The organism is Sorangium sp. So ce1335 (assembly GCF_051521615.1).
Taxonomy (GTDB): Bacteria; Myxococcota_A; Polyangia; order Polyangiales; family Polyangiaceae; genus Sorangium.
The window spans coordinates 7,737,970-7,758,379 of record NZ_CP150363.1; the positions used below are offsets into that span (position 1 = coordinate 7,737,970).

Below are 20,410 nucleotides of genomic sequence, written 5' to 3' on the forward strand. Positions count from 1 at the left end.
GCCGGCCTTCATCGTGTGGGTGACGGGAGCGCGGTCGATCCGTCTTCAAATCGTCTTGCTGCCCGTCATTGCGCAGGACGGCTGCATTGGCGCGCTGCCGGACGTCGGTCGGAGGACCAGGGCGCTGGACGTGAAGCAATGGAGAGGACCGTTCGGGGTGGAGTCCATCGAACGCTGGAGGCGTCGGGGGCCGCAAGGCACTCTCCGCGTGCCGTCAGCGTTCGCCTCCGGGGCGACGGCGTCAGCGCTCGCCTCCGGGGCGACGGCCGCCCCGGTCGCAGGCCGAGCTGCGCGCTGGCGACGAGCGGTCAGGGCGCGGCGGCGCGGGAGCACGCCGCCCGCACGCGCTCGGCCAAGGGGGAGCGGGGCGCATCGCGGAGGAAGCGGGCGGCCTCGGCCCGCGACGCGTCGATCCGGCCGAGCGCACAGAGCGCGAAGACGCGCGCGGCCCTGCGCTCATCTCGCAGCGCCCCCTCGCGGAACTCCGCCGCGTGCTCCTCGAGCAGCGCGAGCGCCCGGCCCGCGTCGCCCGCGCGGAGGGCGCCTTGCGCGCCCCGCAGCAAGGCGAGCTCCCCGGGCAAGGTGCTGCCCGCCGCGGGCGCAGAGGCGCTGCCCCCCGAGGGCGCAGAGGCGCTGCCCCCCGAGGGCGCAGAGGCGCTGCCCCCCGAGGGCGCAGAGGCGCTGCCCCCCGAGGGCGCTCGCGCGTCCGACCCGACCGGGAGCGCTGGACGTCGGCGCGGCGCTGGGGTGAGCGGCGGAGGCGCGCCGAGATCAAGCGCTACCGCAGGCAGCTGCGCGGCGGGGAGCCGCGGAAGCGCCGGAGGCGCCGCAGCCGCGCTGCTGGAGGGTGCTGCTGCCGGGACGAGCGCAGGGGGCGGTGCGTTGATCCCGACCCCGGTGATGCGCGAGACGTCAACCGCCGCGTGCCGCGCGGCCGGCGCGGCTGCAGGCTCGCGCAGCGCGACCGCGGTACCGCCGCCGAGCGCCCCGAGCAACGCGGCCGCCGCGCCGATCTTCGCGAGAAGCCCGCCGAGCCCTCCGGCCGCGAACGGGAGCGCCGCGCCCGCGCCGGTGGCCGCCGCGCCCGCGCCGGTGGCCGCCGCGCCCGCGCCGGTGGCCGCCGCGCCCGCACCGGTGGCCGCCGCGCCCGCGCCGGTGGCCACCGCGCCTCCCGCGCCGGTGGCCACCGCGCCTCCCGCGCCGGTGGCCACCGCGCCTCCCGTCCCCGCGGTCGCAGGCGGCGCTGCCGGAAGCGTGGCCGAGGCCGTGGAGGTCGTCGCCGAGGCTGCCGCCTGCGCGGCGGCGAGCGCGCCCGCGCGCCGGAGGAGCTTCTCGCGAATGCGCGCATGATCGGCGCGCGACGGCTCCTCGGCGGCCCGCGCCGCGTCCATGATCCGGCGAGCATCGCGGCTGAGCGGCTTCACGTGCACCTCCACGTGCTCCGCGCCCGGTGCCGCAGGACGGCTTGCTCGAAGTCGTGCCGCGCGGCGCGCAGGCGCGAGTACACCGTGTTCACGTTGATGCCTGCGACCTCCGCGATCGCGGGCGCCGTCATCTGCTCCAGCTCGGCGAGCACGAACACCTCGCGCTTCTCCTCGTCGAGGTCGTCGAGCAGCTCGTGCAGGATGCGCACGGCCTCGGCTTGCTCGGTCCGCGCATCCGGCTGATCCGTCTCGGGGCCGGCGACCGCCTCCGGGTCCGCGGGCGCTTCGGCCGCGTGCCCGCGCGGGCCCCGCCGGAGCGCGGCGCGGCGGTACGTGCGCGCGACGCGGAGCACGATGCCGAAGAGCCAGGTCTTCATCGACGAGCGCCCCTCGAACTCGGCCAGCCGCCGATGGACGACGAGGAACACGTCCTGCACGGCGTCGTCGAGGGCGGCGTCGGTCACCCCGAGTCGCCGCAGGCTGCGCCACACGAAGGCGAAGTGCTCGTCGTAGAGCGCCTCGAAGCACGGCGGGGGCGCCGGATCAGGAGCGCGCGCCGTGGCCTCCGCGGCCGCACGGCCCTCCGCGACAGCTCGGCCGCCGGCGCCGGCCGGAGGGGCAGCGAGAGGGCCGGCGAGCGGATGCGGGCGCGCGCACGCCGCGCTGGAGGAAGCCATGAGCGTTGAGTGATCTCGCGCGCCCGGATCCATGATCAAAAATGGACCTCCGCGCCGAGCCCCGCGCGGCCAGCGAGCGGGGGCGGCTCGTGGACGACGCCGACGTTCTCCAGGACGAAGGGCCGCCGGCCGAGGGGCGCCTCGACGCCCGCGTCGAGACGCACCGCGAGCGGCGGCGCGAGCAGCAGGGTGAGATCGAGCTTCGCCTGTGGCGCGATCCAGAGCGCGTGGCCCTCGCGGGGCCGGGAGACGCCGTAGCCTTCCGCGGAGATCTGCCCGAGCTCCAGGCCAGCGCAGGCCGCTGTCGTGGCCGCCGTCCAGGAGCGCAGCGTGACGCACGCGGAGGCCGCGCCTGCCAGCAAGGTGAAGCGGCCGCCTGCCGCAGGGCGCTCCGGCACCGCGATGGACGTCGGCGGCGCGTACGAGAGCGCCGCGTCGAGGCGAAGGTGGGCGACGAGGAGCGTCGCCCAGGCGCGGACCACCGGGACAGGCCCATCGAACGCGCCCACGTCGAGGCTGAGGCCAACGCCGGCCCCGAGGCCCAAGGGCGCTGGCGAGGTGGGAGGCAGCGCCGGACGCGTAGCGGCGTCGACGCGGGCAGAAGCGACGGGGGGGGTGGGCAAGACGGGTGCGGGCGACGCGGCGGGTGCGGGCGGCGCCGCGGGCGATGGCGGACCCGCCGTGGGGACCTCGGCCGGTCCGCTCGTCACCGCCGCCGGGTCGAAGCCGAGCGCGATGACGAGCGCGGCCGCGCCGGCGAGCGCCTCGCACGTCGGCGCGCTGAGCTCGCGCTCGCCCGCGCCGTCGCCGATCTCCGTGCGCAGCGTGAGCGAAAAGCCGCCATCGCTGGCGCGGGTGACCTGCGCCCTCGCCACGAGCCGCTGCCCCCCGACGAGCCGCTGCCCCCCGTTCGCCGGCGGCCTGCCGCCAAGCAGGCGATCGACCTCCTGGAGCACCGCCGCGCCCGAAGGGCACGTGTCGGGCGCCTGCCACGCGAGCGCGATGGGGTGTTCCTGCGCCGCCCCGGTCCGGACGGCGAGCGCCACGCAAAGGAAGGGGACCGCCGCCGGGACGCGCCGCAAGGTGAACATGGGCGCCGAGCCGGATACAAGCGCGGGGCCAACGAGCCCCGAGGTGCGCTCGGCGCCGAACGCGCTGCCCGGCGCGGGACCGGACCGATCAGCGCGTCATGCAGGGCGCCGAGATGTGCCAGACCATGACATCGGCCGCGACTTCGCCCTGGGTGCCGTCGCTCCGAGCAGCAGTCCCCATCGCCTGCGCCAGGGACGCGCCTGGGCGACGGGGTACCACGGCTCACGCTCGGGTCGGGATCGAGAGACGGATGGCGGAAGGCGGGGAAGAGAGAGGCCCGCTCACGGCGGCGCGGCGGCCCGGGCGGGCCGCCGCGCTCGTCACGCCGTCACGGGCCGAGTCGGCTCACTTGACCTCGGTGCGGCACGTGGCGCTGCAGTTGTCGCCGCTCCTCGTGTTGCCGTCGTCGCACTCCTCGTACGGCGACTGCCGCACGCCGTCGCCGCAGTGCGGGCCGAACACGCAGCCCGCCGCGCACTCGCCGTAGCCGCCGTCGTTCTCGCCGTCGTCGCACTGCTCGGGCGGCGCCTGCGTCACGCCGTCGCCGCAGCGCGGGCCGTACACGCAGCCGGGCGCGCACTCGCCGTAGCCGCCGTCGTTCGTGCCGTCGTCGCACTCCTCGCCGAGCTCCCGCTGCGCGACCCCGTCGCCGCAGACCGCGCCGATCCGGCAGCCGAGGCAGCCCATGCTGCCGTCGTTCACGCCGTCGTCGCACTCCTCGCCCCACTCCGCCTGGACGACCCCGTCGTCGCACTCCGGGGCGCGCTGGCACTCCGGCGTGCACCCGCCGTAGCGGCCGTCGTTCACGCCGTCGTCGCACGTCTCCTCGGGCGCCTGGACCTGCCCGTCGCCGCAGCGCGGCCCGATCAGGCAGTCCTCCGTGCACCCGCCGTAGCGGCCGTCGTTCACGCCGTCGTCGCACTCCTCGCCGAACTGGCTGTCGATGTTCTCGTCGCCGCACAGCGGCGCCGCCGTGCAGCCCGGCGCGCACGCCCCCGAGCCGTAGCCGCCCAGGTTCGTGCCGTCGTCGCAGATCTCGTACGGCGAGGTCGCGACGCCGTCGCCGCAGTAGAGCCCCAGCGTGCAGCTCGTCGAGCACTTCCCGTAGCCCGCGCCGTTCTCCGCGCCGTCGTCGCACTGCTCGTCGGGCGTGACGATGCCGTCGCCGCACACCGGCTCGCAGACGGACGGCGCCGCGTTGAAGCCGCCCAGCGTCAGCTTGTAGCTCGACGCCGCGGTGTGGCGCTCCGCCTGGAACACGGCGACCTCGTAGACGCGCCCGACCGTGAGGCCGAGCTCGTCCATGAGCACCGTGCCGCGATCGTCCGCCACGCCGCCGACCTCGCCCGTCCCCATCGGCGTGTGGATGCCGCCGAGGTCGATGCGGAGGCGGTTGTTGATGAACACCCAGACGTCGTCGTCGCCGTAGAAGTCGAGCCGCTCCCCGCCGCGGTACTCGAACCAGTAGCGGACCTCGCTCGTGAAGTAGAAGTTGTGGTTTCCCGCGGCCGCCCAGTCGTTGAACGGGTCGCGCGCCTGGCGGCTCGCCTCGCGCTGCGCCGCCGGCACCAACGGGTCCTGCCAGCCGCGGTTGTCGAGCGGGAAGAACAGGGGATCCTCGAACACGTACACGTCCGACGCCCCGACGCGCAGCAGCGGGAGGTGGTCCACGACCGTCTTCGCGATCGTCGAGTCGTTGTACCAGCGGTTGAAGTCCGTCGCGTTCGTGAGGAAGGCGGCCGCCGGCGGAGACCCCGCGAATTGCGGCTTGCCGTCGGCGCCGAGCGTCGCCCGCACGAGCCCGGTCACCAGGGCGTTCGGCGGGTCGGAGCCGGGCTCGAAGTTCGGCGCGTCCTCCTTGAAGTCGCGGTACACGATCGGCACGCGCAGCTCGTCGCCGAGCGTCGACACGTTCGTGCAGCTGTACCCCGGCTCGACGGCGCACGCGGACGAGCAGCCGTCGCCGTCCGCCGTGTTGCCGTCGTCGCACTGCTCGTCGCCGAGGCGCAGCCCGTCGCCGCACGCCGACGTGCAGCCCGTGTCGCCGCAGTCCGGCTCGACCTGGCAGAACGGCGTGCAGCCGTCGCCCAGGTTGTTGTTGCCGTCGTCGCACGGCTCGGAGCCCTCGGGCTCGCCGTCGTTGCAGACCGTGTCGCGGCAGATGTAGCCGCCGGCCGCGGGCTCGCACACGAGGCCGGGCTCCCACTGGCACGCGGCGTCGCACCCGTCGCCGTCCTCGGCGCCGCCGTCGTCGCACTGCTCCCGGGCGACGACCTGCCCGTCGCCGCAGACCGCCGTGCAGCGGCTCCCCGGGCGCGCGCACTCGAACCCCGCCTCGACCTCACAGCTCGACGAGCAGCCGTCGCCCGAGGCCGTGTTGCGGTCGTCGCACGCCTCGCCCACGCCGATCTCGCCGTCGCCGCACACGACGGTGAACTCGCAGCGCGTGCCGTTCGGGCACACCCAGCCCGCCTCGACGAGGCAGGTCGGCGAGCAGCCGTCGCCCGCCTCCGTGTTCCCGTCGTCGCACCGCTCGCTCGGCCGCAGCCGGCCGTCGCCGCAGCGCTCGATCGGCCTGCAGGGCTGCCCCGGCTGGGGACAGACGATGTTCTCGGGATCCTCGAGCGCGCAGACCTCGGAGCACCCGTCGCCCGGGGTCGTGTTCCCGTCGTCGCAGGCCTCGCCGGTGGAGACGCGCCTGTCGCCGCACGTGTGGAGCCGGAAGCACGGCTCCCCCGCGCGCGGGCAGACCCAGTCGCCCGGCTCACGCTGGCAGCGATCGTCGCAGCCGTCGCCCGACGCCGTGTTCCCGTCCTCGCACGACTCGCCGGGCTCGATCGCGCCGTTGCCGCACGCGATCGTCGTGTGGCACCCCGTCTCGTCGCAGGCGCAGTACGGCTCGACCCTGCAGGCGCCGGAGCAGCAGTCGCCGGGGAGGCTGTTGCCGTCGTCGCACTCCTCTTCCTCCCGGTTCATCTCGCCGTCGCCGCACGCCGGCTCGACAGCGGCGCACTCGGGCGGAGCGTTCGGCCCGTCGCACGGACCGCCCCCGCCGCTGCCGGACGCGGGCCCGACGGTGATGAACCCGCCGAAGGCGCCGGAGCTGTCGTCGGCGCCGGTGCCCGTCGCGCCGCCCTGGCCCGCGCCGCCCGCGCCGCCGGTGCCCGCCGCGCCGGCCCCCGCGCCCGTGTCGCCGCCGCCTCCGCCGCAGGCGACGAGCGGACCGGCGAGGAGGACCAGCAGCACAGAAGAAAGTCCCTTTGCCAAGCGCATCGATGCCACCATCCCAACCCGCTTCAGAAGAGCGTCACTTTGTTTAAGGAATGCCGCGGAGCGCCTCGGCCGATCGACGTGCGCCTCCGGAGACGGCGTGGGCGTGTGTCGCACCGCGCTTTCGCGCGTGCAGGGCGCCCTCGTCCCGGCGTGATCGCAACGCAAACACTGCAATATTGCAAGTGGATTCTCGACGCGGCGGGTTTCCGACGCGCCGCGCGGGCTCGCCAACTCGTCCCCCGGGCGCGGCGGAACGGCTGTACTCTGGCCGCGGGGAAGCCGGGGCCGCTCCCGCGCGGCGCGGGGCGGGCCTCCAGGCGAGCACACGGAGAACGCATGGTGTCGACAGGGGCCCTGGACGGCGCGGCCCGGACGGCGGGGGCCGCCCCGCCGAAGGCGGCGGATACGCTGGACGGGGGCAATTACGAGGTCATCCGGCGGCGGCTCGTCGAGCGCGCCGAGGAGCTCGGCCGCCGCGCCGAGGCGCTCAACGCGCGCCGCAAGCAGGTGTTCGGCGGCGCCGACCTCGCGCTCCTCGAGAACGCGCGCGTCAGGACCGAGAACAACTGCGTCCCCCGCGACATCGTGAGCATCCGGGGCAAGCTGCTCGTCGGCTACCTCGTGTTCATGGGGCTGAAGGAGGTGAACGTCGACGACGTCTTCACCCTCCACCGCTTCGCGAAGGAAGCCGGCGCGTTCGACCTGCACGCCGTCCCGCTCGACGAGGGCGACGCGTTTCTTACCGACCCTGGATTCCTCAAGGAATTCAAGGATCTGCACCGCTACGTGAAGGAGCCGAGGCTGCTCCAGCTCCGGCGCAGCGACACGCGGCTGCTCGCCATCTTCCAGGTCGGCGCGACCGAGCGCGACGTGAAGGTGTTCCGCTGGAGCATCGACGCGACAGGGCGCATCCGGTACCTCGACGCGCGCGGCGAGGAGGACAACGTCCGGCCGCGCGCCCACGACTTCGCCTGGACGCAGTCGACGCGCGACGACCACGTGCACGGCAAGCACCCGCACGTCTCGATCCTCGGCGAGATCTTCGTCGAGACGGTCGGCGGCGACCTCACCGTCAAGATCGAGAACAACACGTCCTCGGGGCTCGGCATCTACCGCGAGCCCGTCGACGACGCGGGCCAGGCGCTCGACGACGCCGACATCCAGTACGCCCGGCTCGGGCCGCTCATCCTGCTCAAGATCAAGCCGTTCCGCGAGCCGTCGTACCGCTACCTCGTCTACAACGGCCGCACCCGCAAGGTCGTGCGCATCGACGCGATCGGCCAAGCCTGCCTGAGCCTCCCCGAGGACCAGGGCATCGTCTTCCCGAACGGCTACTACCTCGTCACCGGCGAGACGAAGCGCTTCGAGGGGAGCACCGACAGCCTCGTGTTCGAGCGCGTCGTCCGCTCGCCCAACGGGGAGGACGTGCTCTACGTCTTCCACCAGGTCGTGGACGGGCGCTACGTGCTCTTCCCGTACAACCTGATCCGCAAGGAGATCGCGACCCCGATCCAGTGCCACGGGTACAGCCTCTTCGACGACGGCAAGATGGTGATCTTCCGCGCGTCGAGCGACGAGGCGACGCGCGTCCACCCGATGCAGATCTGGCAGACGCCGTTCATGACGGCGGAGCACGCGGCGTCGGCGCCGACCGACGGCTCGTACCTCGCGAAGGTGGGCAACGCCGACCTCGTGCGCGGCATCTCCGACGCGCTCAGCCTGCGGCGCGCGGCGATGGAGGGGTCGCCGACCCGCCAGACGTTCGAGGATCTCATCCGGACCTCGGAGCGGATGGTCGACGCCTTCTACTGGCTCGGCCACGCCGAGGCGGGCGACCTCCTGTCGACGGTGACCGAGCTCCGGACCGTCGCCGAGAGCATCGTCGACGAGTTCGAGAAGGTCGAGGCCATCAAGGCGCGCGCCGCGAGCGCGCTCGCCGAGGCCGAGGCCGCGCAGGAGCAGCTCCTCGGCGGCGTGCGGCCCGAGGACGCGGCGAGCGTCGACGCCTTCCTGACGGCGCTCACCGCGCTCCGGCGGCAGCGCGGGCACCTCATCACGCTCCGCGAGCTCAAGTACATGGACCTCGGCCGCGTCGACGCGCTCGAGGCCGAGGTCGTCGCGCGGGGCGACGAGGTGAGCCAGGCGTGCGTGACGTTCCTGCTCGGCGAGCAGGCGTTCAAGCCGCTGGCCGACCGGCTCGCGGGGCTCATCGCGAAGATCGAGGCGGTCGGCAAGTCGCCCGAGCTCGCGCCGTTCGCCGCGGACCTCGACGCGGTGAACGAGGGGCTCACGGTGCTCGCCGACATCGTGGCGAGCCTCAAGGTCGACGACCCGACGGCGCGGACGCGCATCCTGGAGGGCATCAGCGAGGTCTACGCGCAGCTCAACCGGGCGCGCGCGACGCTCGCGGCCCGCGGCAAGGACCTCCGGGGCGCCGAGGGGCGCGCGGAGTTCGGCGCGCAGTTCAAGGTGTTCGGCCAGAGCGTGTCGAGCGCGCTGGCGGTCTGCGACTCGCCCGAGCGCTGCGACAGGGAGCTGTCGAAGCTGCTCGTCCAGCTCGAGGAGCTCGAGGGCAAGTTCGGCGAGTTCGACGAGTTCCTCGGCGAGCTCGCGGCGAAGCGCGAGGAGGTCAACGACGCGATCGCCGCGCGGCGGCAGGCGCTGCTCGACGAGCGGCAGCGGCGCGTGTCGAACCTCGTGGCGGCGGCGGACCGCATCGTCCAGGGGGTGGCGCGGCGGGCGCGCTCGTTCGCGAGCGCCGACGACCTCAACACGTACTTCGCGTCCGACGCCATGGTCGCGAAGGTGCGCGACCTCGCGGCCGAGCTCCACGCGCTCGGCGACAGCGTGAAGGGCGACGAGGTCGAGGCGCGGCTCAAGTCGGCGCGGCAGGACGCGCTGCGGGCGCTGCGCGACCGCGAGGACCTGTTCGAGGGCGGCGGCGACGTCATCAAGCTCGGCCGCCACCGGTTCAACGTGAGCACGCAGGCGCTGGAGCTCACGCTCGTCCCGCGCGGCGAGGGGCTCGCGCTGCACCTCACCGGGACCGATTTCTTCGAGCCGATCGAGGACCCGGCGCTCGAGGGCGCGCGCGACCTCTGGGGCCAGGAGCTCGTGAGCGAGACCCCGGACGTCTACCGGGGCGAGTTCCTCGCGGGCTCGATGCTCGCGGACGCGGAGGCGGGGCGGGGCGGCCTCAGCGGAATGTCGATCGACAGGCTGCGCGAGGCGGCGCTCGGCCCGGGCGGGCTGCTCGCCGCGGTGCGCGCGTACGCGGAGGGGCGGCACGACGAGGGCTACGAGCGCGGCGTCCACGACGCGGACGCCGCGCACATCCTGGAGAAGCTCCTTTCGCTGCGGGCGACGGCGGGGCTCCTGCGCTACGGCAGCGCGCCGCGGGCGCTCGCGTGCCTCCACTGGGCGGGGCTCGACGCGCGGGCCCGGGACCTCGCGCACCGGCGGGCGCGGAGCCTCGGCCGGCTCGCGGCCGAGCTCGGCGAGAGCGACGCGCGCGCGGCGCTCGCGGCGGAGCTCGCGGAGGGCGTGCGCGCGACGGCGGCGGCGCACCGGCTCGAGCCGACCGCGGCGGAGGTGCGCGTCGCGACGCGGTACCTCGTCGAGGAGCTCGCGGCGGATCGCGTGCGGTTCGTGACGAGCGACGCGGCGCTGGCGCTGCGCGACGCGCTGCTCTCGCACCTCGACCTCGCTGGGGGCCGCGCGGCCTTCGAGGACGACCTCCGGCAGCTCGAGAAGCACCCGGCCGAGCGGCTCCAGCTCGCGCTCGCGTGGCTGCGGGGGTTCGTCGAGAGAGACGCTGTCAACGATGGGGGCTCGCCCGGCAAGCCGGGCTCTGCCCCCAAACCCCCGCGGGCCCCCCTGAGCCACCTCGCCCTCGAGGCGGCGGTCGTCGTCGTGACGGAGCGGCAGATCGAACGGGAGCCCAGCGGGGCCGTGACCGAGGCCCGCGTGGAGGGGCTGCTCGGCCAGCACCCGCGGATCAGGGAGCGCGCGCTCGCGCTCCGGCTCGACGAATTCCTGAGCAGGATCGAGGACTTCCTGCACGACAGAGCGCCGCGCTACCGCGCGTACCGCAAGGTGCGGAGCGAGATCGCGGAGCGGGAGCGGAGGCGGCTGCGCCTGGAGGAGTTCGCGCCGCGGGTGCTCACGTCGTTCGTGCGCAACCGGCTGATCGACGAGGTGTACCTGCCGCTCGTCGGCGCGAACCTGGCGAAGCAGCTCGGCGCGGCGGGCGACACGAAGCGCACCGACCTGATGGGCATGCTGCTGCTCATCTCGCCGCCGGGCTACGGCAAGACGACGCTGATGGAGTACGTCGCGAGCAAGCTCGGGCTCGTGTTCATGAAGGTGAACGGGCCGTCGCTCGGCCACCAGGTGACGTCGCTCGACCCCGCCGAGGCCCCGAACGCGACGGCCCGGCAGGAGGTCGAGAAGATCAACCTGGCGTTCGAGATGGGCAACAACGTGATGCTCTACCTCGACGACATCCAGCACACGCACCCGGAGCTCTTGCAGAAGTTCATCTCGCTCTGCGACGGGCAGCGGCGGATCGAGGGCGTGTGGCGGGGCCGGACGAGGACGTACGACCTGCGCGGCAAGAAGTTCTGCGTGGTGATGGCGGGCAACCCGTACACCGAGTCGGGCGCGCGCTTCCAGATCCCCGACATGCTGTCGAACCGGGCCGACACGTACAACCTCGGCGACATCCTCGACGGCAAGGAGGAGCTGTTCGCGCTGAGCTACCTGGAGAACGCGCTCACGTCGAACCCGACGCTCGCGCCGCTCTCGGGGCGCTCGCCGGCCGACACGCACCGGCTCATGCGGATGGCGCGGGGCGAGGCCGTGCCGACGACGGAGCTCGAGCACGCGTACTCGGCGGCGGAGGTCGCGGAGATCGTCGCGGTGTTCGAGCGGCTGTTCCAGGTGCAGCGGGTGCTGCTCTCGGTGAACCTGGAGTACATCCGGAGCGCGTCGCAGGACGACGCCTTCCGGACCGAGCCGCCGTTCAAGCTGCAGGGCAGCTACCGGAACATGAACAAGCTCGCCGAGAAGGTCGTCGCGGCGCACACGCCCGCGGAGGTCGATGGGCTCATCGACGACCACTACGTGAGCGAGTCGCAGACGCTGACCACGGGCGCCGAGCAGAACCTCCTGAAGCTCGCCGAGCTGCGCGGCCGGACGACGCCGGAGCAGAAGGCGCGGTGGGAGGAGATCAAGAAGGGGTACGTGCGCATCAAGCGCATGGGCGGCAAGGAGGACGATCCGGTCGTGCGCGTGACGGGCACGCTGTCGATGCTCGGCGAGCAGCTCGAGGGCATCCGCGGGGCGATCGGGAAGGCGGCCGCGGTGGCGCAGGCGGGGGACGCGCGGGCGCGGGAGATGAAGCAGTGGCTCGCGCCGGAGATCGAGCGGCTCTCGACGGCGCTCAAGGGGGTGGCGCAGCCGCGGGTCGACGTGAAGGTGGAGACCGATCGATCGGTGTCGGAGTTCGTCGGGCACCACCTGTCGCTCGTGGAGCGGATCGTGGCGCCGCTGGCGAAGGCGACGACGCAGAGCGCGTTCGGCATCCGGGCGATCGAGGCGCAGATCGCGGAGCTCGGGCAGGCGCTGCGGTCGCTCGACGAGCGGGTCCGCGGGCCGGCGCGCCCGGGGAGCCAGCCGCCGCCGGAGCGGCCTGGTGAAGCGGACCAGGCGCGCGGGCGCGGAGGTGCGTGATCGAATCACAGCCCCCGAGGCTGACCACCTGTCCGCCGCGGGTTCCCCACACAGCGAGCGAGCGAGCCGGGCAGCGGGCAGCATCAGCAGTGGAGGCCGGTCCCTCGTGCGTGATATCACCGTGCCGCGACGCGTATCGTCGGCGATGGCCTGGACTCGAAGCCCGCGCTCGGACGCTGGGCACTCAGGAGCTTCGGCGCATGAAGATGATGACCCTCGGACCCTTTGATGGGAACGCGTGGCTGCTCGGCCGGAAGGTGGAGCGAGCGATCGCCGAGTGGAAAGAGCCCGCGCGGCTCGCGATCGTTGCGATGCCGAGCGGGGCGAAGCACGAGGAGTACCTCGCCGCGGTCGAGGACGCGACGGGCGTTCCGGTGGTGGGGGCCACGACGGGCGGGGTGTCGTTCACGGAGCGCGGCTTCAGCAAGAGCGGGATCTCGTGCGCGTTCCTCGGCGGCGCGAACGTCGAGGTGGCGTGCGCGGCGGCGCGCGAGCTGCGGGCGGATCACGGCAAGAGCGTCCGGGCGGCGCTGAGCGACATGGACGAGGCGGTCTCGAGCAACGGCCCGCGCAGCAGCGCGCCGAGCTCGATCCTCGTGCTGGCGGACGCGTTCGCGTGCGACGGCGACGAGCTCGTCGCGGCGCTCCGCCAGGGGGTGCCGCCGCACACGCGCGTGTTCGGGGGGACGGCGGGCGACGGGTGGACGTTCGAGGGGGCGCGGGTGTTCCTCGGGCGCAAGGCGCTGACGGACGCGGCGATCCTCGTGCGGCTGACGCACCGGCACCGGGTGAACATCGACGTCGTGCACGGGTTCCGGGCCGCGGAGGGCGGGCGGGAGTTCACGATCACGGACATCGAGCGGAACGTGCTGAGGACGCTGGACGGGCAGCCGGCGGTGCGGGTGTACGAGGAGGAGCTGTCGCGGCTCGGGCTCAGGACGGGCGGCGAGGGGCTGCTCCAGACGATGGCGAGGCACGCGCTGGGGGCGAGGACGCCGTTCGGGGAGGCGCTGAAGATCCGGTCGCCGATCGCGATCCGCGCGGACGGGGCGGTGGTGCTCACGGGGGGGCTCGCGCGGGGGCAGGTCGTGCGGGTGGTGAACGCGTCGGGCGACGCGCTGCTGCAGGCGGCGAAGGGGCTGGCGACGAAGGTGCTCGGGCCGCTGCCTTCGGTGTCCGGGTCGCTCGTGTTCGACGCCGCGTCGCGGTTCCGGCTGCTGGGGGAGCGGTACCGCGACGAGGTGCGGGCGTTCCTGTCGCCGAACGTGGCGTCGCATCCGCTCTTCGGGATGGCGTGCTACGGGGAGATCGCGAAATTCGGGGGGAGCGTCGAGGGGTTCCACAACACGAGCGCGGTCATGGTGGCGTGGGGGGAGTCGGACCAGGGGACGGGGCCGGCCAGCGGGTAGCGCCGGGCCGATCGGGCCGAGGGGAGACCGAGGCCCTGTGAAGAGAAGAATCGATGTCGTCAGGGGGCCAATGGGCGCCTGACGGTGACAGCTACCGATGCACGCCGAGCCACTTCGAGAGCGAGCGTGGGGGGAGCAGGAACGAGGGCTCGAGCTCGATGCCGAACGTGAGCTGCCACGCGCGCTCGTCGCCGAGGGCAGCTCGCGTCGTCGCAAAGAGGCGTAGACCGGACGCGAACGCCGAGGACCGGGGGGTGGCGGGAGGATCACACGCCCTCGACCAGCGCGGCGCCGCGAAGGCGACCGCAGGCCAGGGCCCGCCCCGCTGATCGCACGCCAGGGCCCCGCCCCGCTGGAGGTCGCCTCGAAGCCGGCGAGGCGCGTGGGCTCCCCTTCACGGGCCCCACGGTGAGACATACCACCCCATGGTCGGCAGCACACACACGAAGGTTCGCAGGAGAAGACGCGCAGGCGGCCAATCGACGACAAGAACCCCTCCACAGCCGCGCACGTCAGCGCAAGCCCCGCGCGCGAGCACCACACGCCGCATGCAGGCGAGAATACACCGCTGCTCGCGCCCGAAGAAAGTTACACGACGAGCAGAGCACCGAAGACATGATGTCACCGGAGTCCGCATCTCACACCGTGCGATCCATTTGCACGAGCCGCGGAAACTTCGACCAAAACCGCGGACGATTCGGATCTGGCAAAGGCACATCCGTTTCACAGATGATTCAACATCTGTTATGCTGTGTTCATCGCGGCCGTTGAGCCAGCTTCTCTCGTGGGAGCACGCGGCTGCGCCTGGCTTGCTCGCGCCGCTCGTCGCGCGCGGGCCGCTCCGCGCCTGGCGCAGCCGCGTGCTCTCGGCATCACCATGACAGAGGAGACACAGATGAACTTTGCCCCCTGGCAGAAGCTCTCGTCGCAGCGACATTCGCAGCCCGGGAGCGATGACCAGCGTCCAGCAGGCGACGAGCGACGCATGGGCCCGTCGAGGCCCATCGGGCGCAGCGTCGCTGGCACGCGCCGGCTGGCGCCGTTCGCGCTGGCCGGGCTGCTCGCGACGCTGGGCGCGTGCGTCGCTGGAGAGGCCGCCGACGCCGAGCTGGCCGAGCTCCACGACGAATCGCCGATGGCGGCCGAAAGCGGCCTCTCGGCCGCGCTGAGATACCAGCCGCTCTGGGGAGGCCGCTACTGCGCCGCCGTCACGGTGTCGAACGACGGCGCGAGCGCGGCCACATCATGGCGCGTCGTCACCGACGTGAAGAACGCGACGGTGACCAGCTCCTGGGGCGCCGTGTTCTCGAGCAACGGTAGCCTCCTGACGGCAACGCCGACCGCGAGCAACGCGCGCATCGAGCCAGGCGCCTCGGTCACGTTCAACTTCTGCGCAACGGGCTCCACGCGTCCGACCATCTCGTCCGTGACCGGAGACGGAACGTCGGCCAGCACAACAGGCAGCGGCGGCGGCAGCGGCGGCAGCGGCGGCAGCGGCGGCTCCGGCGGCAATGGCGGCTCCGGCGGCAGTGGCGGCTCCGGCGGCAGCGGCGGCTCCGGCGGCAGCGGCGGCGCTGGCGGCAGCGGCGGCGCTGGCGGCAGCGGCGGCGCTGGCGGCAGCGGCGGCTCCGGCGGTGACAGCGCGCCGAGCGCCCTGCCTGCGGCCAGGGAGGCCTGTCCGACGATCGCCACCGGGACGATGACATTCCGCGGCCGCGAGGTGCGGGTGTGGGCCGGCGCGCGGTCCGATACGCCGGCTCCGGTGGTCATCTACTGGCACGCCACGGGCTCGAGCCCGCGAGAGGCGGTGACCGGCCTCGGACAGGCCGCCATCGACGAGATCACGCGCAGCGGAGGCGTCGTGTTCGCGCCCAACGCGTACGACGGCCACGGCGGCGAGGACGGCACGCGGACCACGGGCAACAACGTGTGGTACGTGGGCGACCTCAACACGGCCGATGAGGCGCTCGCGTGCGCCATCCAGCAGCGCAACGTCGATACGCGCCGCATTCACACGCTCGGGTTCAGCGCGGGCGGCCTCCAGGCGGCGTACATGGCGTACGCGCGCTCCGGCTACGTCGCGAGCGTCGTCACGTACTCGGGCGGCACGACGGGCTTCGGCACCCCTCCCCTCCAGGACGCCACCAACGCGCCCGCCGTCATGACAGTCCACGGCGCGGAGGGGTCCGATGTCGTCGTGATCGACTTCGCGCGGGCAAGCGCCGCGTTCGCGAACGACATCCAGGCAAAAGGCGGCTTCGCCATCGACTGCGACAGCGGCGGTGGACACCGCATCCCGTCGGGTATCGCCACCTCGAGCTGGCAATTCCTCAAGGACCACCCGTACAAGGTCTCGCCCAGACCGTACGCGTCGGGCATGCCGTCGAGCTTCCCGACGTACTGCACGATCCCGTGAGACCCGGACAGGCGGACGGCGGCCTCTCGCGCCGTCGGCCCACGTCGGGCCGCTTCAGAAGCCGAGCGACCTGATCGCCTTGCGGATCGTGTCCGCGCTGGCCCGGAGGCCGGCCTCCTCCTCGGGGCTCATCGGGATCGGGAGCTGCGTCTCGAGGCCTGAGCGGTTCACGACGCACGGCACGCTCAGACAGACATCGTCGATGCCGCGATAGCCGCTCAGCAAGCTGCTGATGGGCAGCACGCGGTTCTCGTCGCGGAGCAGGGCCTCCAGGATCTTGGCGGTCGCAAGGCCGATCGCGTAGTTCGTCGCGCCCTTGCCGGAGATCACCTGGGCAGCGGCGTTCTTCACGCCGTGGAAGATCTCCGTCCGGTCGCTCGCGCTGATCTTGCCATGGCCGGGCACGGACCACGCGTCCAGCGGGATGTTCGCGACGCTCGCGCTGCTCCACAGCGGCACCTCGCTGTCGCCGTGCTCGCCGGCGATGTACGCGTGCACGTTCTGCACGGCCACGTTGAGGTGCCGGGCGATCAGGAAGCGGAACCGGCTGCTGTCGAGCACCGTGCCGCTGCCGATGACACGGGCAGGCGGCAGGCCCGTCAGCTTGAGCGTTACATACGTGATCACGTCGACCGGGTTGGTCACCAGCAGGTAAAGCGCGTCCGGCGCGACCGCCTGGAGCTTCGGCAAGAGCTGGCGGCATATCGCGACGTTCGCCGTGGCGAGGTCCATCCGGCTCTGCCCCGGCTTCTGCTTGGCGCCGGCGGTGATCACCACCACGTGCGCCCCGCGGCAGACCTCGACGTCATCGCTGCCTTCGAGCGTCGCCACCGGGACGAACTGAAGGCCGTGGTTCAGGTCGAGCACCTCGGCGTCGACCTTCGCCCGATTCACGTCGAAGAGCGCCACCTGCTTCGCCACGCCGCGGAGCAGACAGGCGTACGCGATCGTCGCACCGACGCTGCCAGCGCCGACGATCGCGACCTTGTTGGGAGAGACGGACTGGTGCTCAGGCATACCGATCGAGGTACCGCAGCGACGCGACCGGACCAAGCCAAATCAGGCCATGTCAGGCCGCTCCTGAACACGCGGGCTCAGCGGGTCGCGGCGCGCGTCGCGCGACGGGGATGAGGCCGCCGATGGATCAAGGAGCTCAGCGCGGGGGGGCACCGGGAGCCGGCGGGGGCGCGGCGGCTGGCACCGCGACGAGCACCGGCGCCGGGGCGGCGCTCAGCGATGGGTCGGCAGGGCCCGCGACGAGCGCCGGCAGCACCGCGGGGGCCGCGGTCGGAGGGGCGGCGCCCATGGGGACGGCGCCCGGAGGGGCGGCGCCGGGGCGCAGCTCGACGGCGAGGCCGGGCTGCGCTGCGGTGGGGCTGAGCGCGATGCCCTCCTCGCGGCAGGCCCTGAAGAACGCCTTCATGACCTCGGACTCGATCACATCGTGGCGCTCGAAGTCGGTGATCCAGAACTTGATGACATGGCGCTGGAAGAGCGGCGTGACCGCCGCGAGCCAGAGCCTCGGCGCGGGATCTTCGAGGACGTCCGGCACCTGCGCGCAGGCGCGCTGGGCGGCGCGCTCGACGGCCTCGGGGGCGGCGCCGAGCGCGACGAGCATCTCGATGTTGCGCGCGCAGCGGCGGTCCGGCGCGCAGAAGTTCTGCACGCGCGCCTTGGCGATCATCGAGTTCGGAAGGATCACCACGTCGCCGGAGAACGTCCTGAGGCGCGTCGAGCGCCACCCGACATAGACGACCTGCCCCTCGACGCCGTCGACGAGGATCCAGTCGCCGACGCCGAACGACCGCTCCGAGTGCAGGGCGAGCCCGGCGAAGAGGTTGCCCAGGGTGTCCTGGAGCGCGAGGCCGAGGACGACCGTGATGACGGTCGACGTCGCGAGCAGCGGCACGAGGTCGACCCCGGTGACGGCGCCGACGATCGAGAGGCCGGCGACCACGTAGAGGATCGTGAGCAGGAGGTGCCGGACCAGCGCCGGGAGCTGCACCTTCTGGCGCTCGGCGAGCCAGTAGTCGATGACGACGGTCTCGGCGACCTCGATGGCCAGGTACGACGCGAGCGCGAGCTCCATGAGGAGCACGCCTTTGTGGAGGGTGGGCAGCTCGCCGCCGCGCAGGGTGATGAACGTGTGGAGCGAGAGCAGCGCGACGAGCAGGCGCGCCGGGAGCCGCATGCGGCGGATGAGGAGGTCGTCGAGCGACGTCTGCGTGGCGTCGGCGAGGCGCGCGAGCAGCGCGAAGATCAGGCGGTAGACGAGGAACCCGAGCGCGAGGACGGCGAGCGACATCCCCAGGGCGAAGGGCAGCGATGCGGGGGAACGGATGAGGTCGGCCCAGAACGCGGACAGCCGGTCGAAGATCACGCAACGAGTCTGCCACAAGGCGCGACCGGGGAGCGCGCGCCGATCGGCCCACGCCCTCCCCCGTTACGGTCTCATGTGCGCCCGAGCTCGAAGGAGCAGACGTAACAGCTCTTGCGGAAGTCGGGCACCGGGTGCCCGCAGCCCGGACACGAGCGCGAGGCCGACGCGATCGGGCCCTTGACCAGGGTGGTGATCCCGCGCTCCCGCGCGGCCATCCGCAGCGCCAGCGCCTGCTCGGAGGTGGGCGCGGAGGGCGGCGCGGGCAATCCGAGGACGACGATGCCCGGTTGCCCATCCGTTCTCCGTGGCTGCTTTGCCGCCCTCTGCGCCACCTCCCCCGCTCGATTCCCCGCCTCGCCCCACGCCGCCCCCGGCTCGCCGCCCCCGTCCCCCGCGCCCTCCACGTCGTTCCTCGCCTCCGCCCACTCACCCCCCACCCCGCCGGACTCATCCCCCACCCCGCCGGACTCATCCCCCACCCCGCCGCACTCATCCCCCACCTCGCCGGCGTCACCCCCCGCGAAGCGTTCCCCTCCCGGCCGGGGGATTCGCTCCTCCTCCCCGGGGTTCTCCTCCTCCGTGCCGGGGCTCCTTTCCTCCGGGCCCGTGCGGTCGTCGCACGGGACGGGGGTCTTGTGCCCGGGTGCCGATCGGCCAGCAGGCCGGGCGGGGGGTCAGCGCCTGGCGGGCCGCGACAGCAACGTCGAGCCCATCGCGGCGCGCCTCGCCACCACCACCGCCGTCGATGACCTCGCCACGATCGCGGAGCGGCCACGACGGACCGCGGCGGCTCCAGCGCCAGCACCTCGCGGGCGCCCGGGGTGCCGCGTCGGCCCGGCGGACGTACACTCGCCGCATGAACGACATTCGCGACATCAGCCACGACGAGGCACGGGTGGCGGAGCTTGTCCGCTCAGCGCGGCGCGTCGCCGTGCTCGGCATCAAGACCGAGGCGCAGTCCGATCAGCCCGCCTTCTACGTCCCCAGCTACCTGAAGAGCGCGGGCGTGGAGGTGATCCCGGTGCCAGTCTACTACCCCGACGTGACGACAATCCTCGGCCAGCAGGTCTATCGCCGCGTGGCGGACGTCCCGGGCCCCATCGACATCGTCGACGTCTTCCGGCGCAGCCAGGACGTCACCGCGCACCTCGACGACCTGCTCGCCGCCCGGCCGCGCGCCGTCTGGCTGCAGAGCGGCATCCGGAACGACCCGGTGGCCGAGAAGCTGGTCGAGGCCGGCATCCTCGTCGTGCAGGACCGCTGCCTGATGGTCGACCACCGCCGCCACGCCGGGCGAGGCTGAGCCCGGCGCGGCCGTTGCACCAAGCCGTGGCGCCTCCATGCCCGGGCGCGGGACGGAGGGAGCGGGTTTGTCCTGTGGATGGCGGCCGCGTGCCCCGAGCTGTGATCGACTATCGCCGAGCGACGCAACTGAGCTTCTGTCGCCGTCGACAAGAGAGAGAATGAACCACAGAGGCACAGAGGGCACAGAGGAAGAAGAGATTGAGCTGGATGCCGAGCTGAGGGGGCTCACTCGTCAGGTGCTCGGAGCCGCGATCGAGGTACACCGCGTGCTCGGCCCGGGATTCCTCGAATCAGTTTACGAGGAAGCGCTCGGTGTCGAGCTGTCACCCCGGCGAATTCCGTTCAGGCGGCAGGTTGTGGTTGGGGTGGACTACAAGGGACGAGTCGTTGGCGAGGGGCGAGTGGACATGCTCGTGGCCGATCGCCTGCTCGTCGAGCTCAAGGCGGTAGAGCACCTCGCTGCCATCCACGTGGCGCAGCTGCTCTCCTACCTGAAGGCCATGCGGCTCCGGCACGGTCTGCTCGTCACGTTCAACGTCCCTGCGCTCCGCCTCGGGATCAAGCGCGTCGTCAACGACGCATGATTCTTTTCTCTCCCTCTGTGCCCTCTGTGCCCTCTGTGGTTCAATTTCTCTCCATACCACGCATACAGGCGCGCCGACACCGAGCGCACCACGCCACGATGCCCACGTGAACGCCGA

12 protein-coding genes are annotated in these 20,410 nt (G+C 73.0%); 5 read left to right on the forward strand and 7 right to left on the reverse strand.

Annotated features, from left to right (window positions below):
• Positions 1 to 308: 308 nt before the first annotated feature.
• The 4 genes from WMF24_RS28490 to WMF24_RS28505 form a co-directional block, all read right to left on the reverse strand.
• Positions 309 to 1,424: a hypothetical protein gene (locus tag WMF24_RS28490; protein ID WP_437730555.1), complete on the reverse strand. Its 1,116-nt coding sequence runs from the start codon at positions 1,422 to 1,424 to the stop codon at positions 309 to 311.
• Positions 1,421 to 2,101: an RNA polymerase sigma factor gene (locus tag WMF24_RS28495; RefSeq protein ID WP_437730556.1), complete on the reverse strand. Its 681-nt coding sequence runs from the start codon at positions 2,099 to 2,101 to the stop codon at positions 1,421 to 1,423. Before WMF24_RS28495 ends, WMF24_RS28490 begins: the two co-directional genes overlap by 4 nt.
• Positions 2,102 to 2,136: 35 nt before the next feature.
• Positions 2,137 to 3,192 carry a hypothetical protein gene (locus WMF24_RS28500; protein ID WP_437730557.1) on the reverse strand — a complete coding sequence of 352 codons (1,056 nt, stop codon included), beginning with the start codon at positions 3,190 to 3,192 and terminating at the stop codon, positions 2,137 to 2,139.
• Positions 3,193 to 3,538: 346 nt separating this feature from the next.
• The gene (locus tag WMF24_RS28505) at positions 3,539 to 6,478 is read right to left on the reverse strand and encodes a DUF4215 domain-containing protein (RefSeq protein ID WP_437730558.1); all 2,940 of its coding nucleotides are present in this window, start codon (positions 6,476 to 6,478) and stop codon (positions 3,539 to 3,541) included.
• A 324-nt stretch (positions 6,479 to 6,802) separates the two neighbouring features.
• On the opposite strand from WMF24_RS28505, the gene WMF24_RS28510 reads away from it, so the two are divergent.
• The 3 genes from WMF24_RS28510 (at position 6,803) to WMF24_RS28520 (ending at position 16,024) form a co-directional block, all read left to right on the forward strand.
• Positions 6,803 to 12,199 (forward strand): DNA repair ATPase, encoded by a 5,397-nt coding sequence (locus WMF24_RS28510; RefSeq protein ID WP_437730559.1) that lies wholly within the window; start codon positions 6,803 to 6,805, stop codon positions 12,197 to 12,199.
• Positions 12,200 to 12,399: 200 nt separating this feature from the next.
• Positions 12,400 to 13,608, forward strand: a complete 1,209-nt coding sequence (locus WMF24_RS28515; RefSeq protein ID WP_437730560.1) for an FIST signal transduction protein — start codon at positions 12,400 to 12,402, stop codon at positions 13,606 to 13,608.
• Between the two features lie 895 nt (positions 13,609 to 14,503).
• On the forward strand, positions 14,504 to 16,024 hold the full coding sequence (locus WMF24_RS28520) for a cellulose binding domain-containing protein (protein WP_437730561.1): 1,521 nt from the start codon (positions 14,504 to 14,506) through the stop codon (positions 16,022 to 16,024).
• A 54-nt stretch (positions 16,025 to 16,078) separates the two neighbouring features.
• Here WMF24_RS28520 and WMF24_RS28525 read toward each other — a convergent pair whose 3' ends face one another.
• From WMF24_RS28525 to WMF24_RS28535, 3 genes are all read right to left on the reverse strand, one after another.
• On the reverse strand, positions 16,079 to 17,041 hold the full coding sequence (locus tag WMF24_RS28525) for an L-lactate dehydrogenase (RefSeq protein WP_437730562.1): 963 nt from the start codon (positions 17,039 to 17,041) through the stop codon (positions 16,079 to 16,081).
• 136 nt (positions 17,042 to 17,177) lie between these two features.
• Positions 17,178 to 18,404, reverse strand: coding sequence for a mechanosensitive ion channel family protein (locus WMF24_RS28530; protein WP_437730563.1), 1,227 nt, complete (start codon positions 18,402 to 18,404; stop codon positions 17,178 to 17,180).
• Positions 18,405 to 18,475: 71 nt separating this feature from the next.
• A complete protein-coding gene (locus WMF24_RS28535) occupies positions 18,476 to 18,883 on the reverse strand; it encodes a hypothetical protein (protein ID WP_437730564.1) in 408 nt (135 codons plus the stop codon).
• Between the two features lie 377 nt (positions 18,884 to 19,260).
• Between WMF24_RS28535 and WMF24_RS28540 the strand changes: the two genes are divergently transcribed.
• Positions 19,261 to 19,707 carry a CoA-binding protein gene (locus WMF24_RS28540; protein WP_437730565.1) on the forward strand — a complete coding sequence of 149 codons (447 nt, stop codon included), beginning with the start codon at positions 19,261 to 19,263 and terminating at the stop codon, positions 19,705 to 19,707.
• 160 nt (positions 19,708 to 19,867) lie between these two features.
• On the forward strand, positions 19,868 to 20,293 hold the full coding sequence (locus tag WMF24_RS28545; protein WP_437730566.1) for a GxxExxY protein: 426 nt from the start codon (positions 19,868 to 19,870) through the stop codon (positions 20,291 to 20,293).
• The last annotated feature ends 117 nt before the right edge of the window (positions 20,294 to 20,410 follow it).

Excerpts from the sequence above, each read along its gene's own strand:
- WMF24_RS28525 (WP_437730562.1), bottom strand. The coding sequence starts at position 17,041 with ATGCCTGAGCACCAGTCCGTCTCTCCCAACAAGGTCGCGATCGTCGGC.
- WMF24_RS28505 (WP_437730558.1), bottom strand. The coding sequence starts at position 6,478 with ATGGTGGCATCGATGCGCTTGGCAAAGGGACTTTCTTCTGTGCTGCTG.
- WMF24_RS28515 (WP_437730560.1), top strand. The coding sequence starts at position 12,400 with ATGAAGATGATGACCCTCGGACCCTTTGATGGGAACGCGTGGCTGCTC.
- WMF24_RS28495 (WP_437730556.1), bottom strand. The coding sequence starts at position 2,101 with ATGGCTTCCTCCAGCGCGGCGTGCGCGCGCCCGCATCCGCTCGCCGGC.
- WMF24_RS28540 (WP_437730565.1), top strand. The coding sequence starts at position 19,261 with ATGAACGACATTCGCGACATCAGCCACGACGAGGCACGGGTGGCGGAG.
- WMF24_RS28545 (WP_437730566.1), top strand. The coding sequence starts at position 19,868 with ATGAACCACAGAGGCACAGAGGGCACAGAGGAAGAAGAGATTGAGCTG.
- WMF24_RS28520 (WP_437730561.1), top strand. The coding sequence starts at position 14,504 with ATGAACTTTGCCCCCTGGCAGAAGCTCTCGTCGCAGCGACATTCGCAG.
- WMF24_RS28500 (WP_437730557.1), bottom strand. The coding sequence starts at position 3,192 with ATGTTCACCTTGCGGCGCGTCCCGGCGGCGGTCCCCTTCCTTTGCGTG.
- WMF24_RS28510 (WP_437730559.1), top strand. The coding sequence starts at position 6,803 with ATGGTGTCGACAGGGGCCCTGGACGGCGCGGCCCGGACGGCGGGGGCC.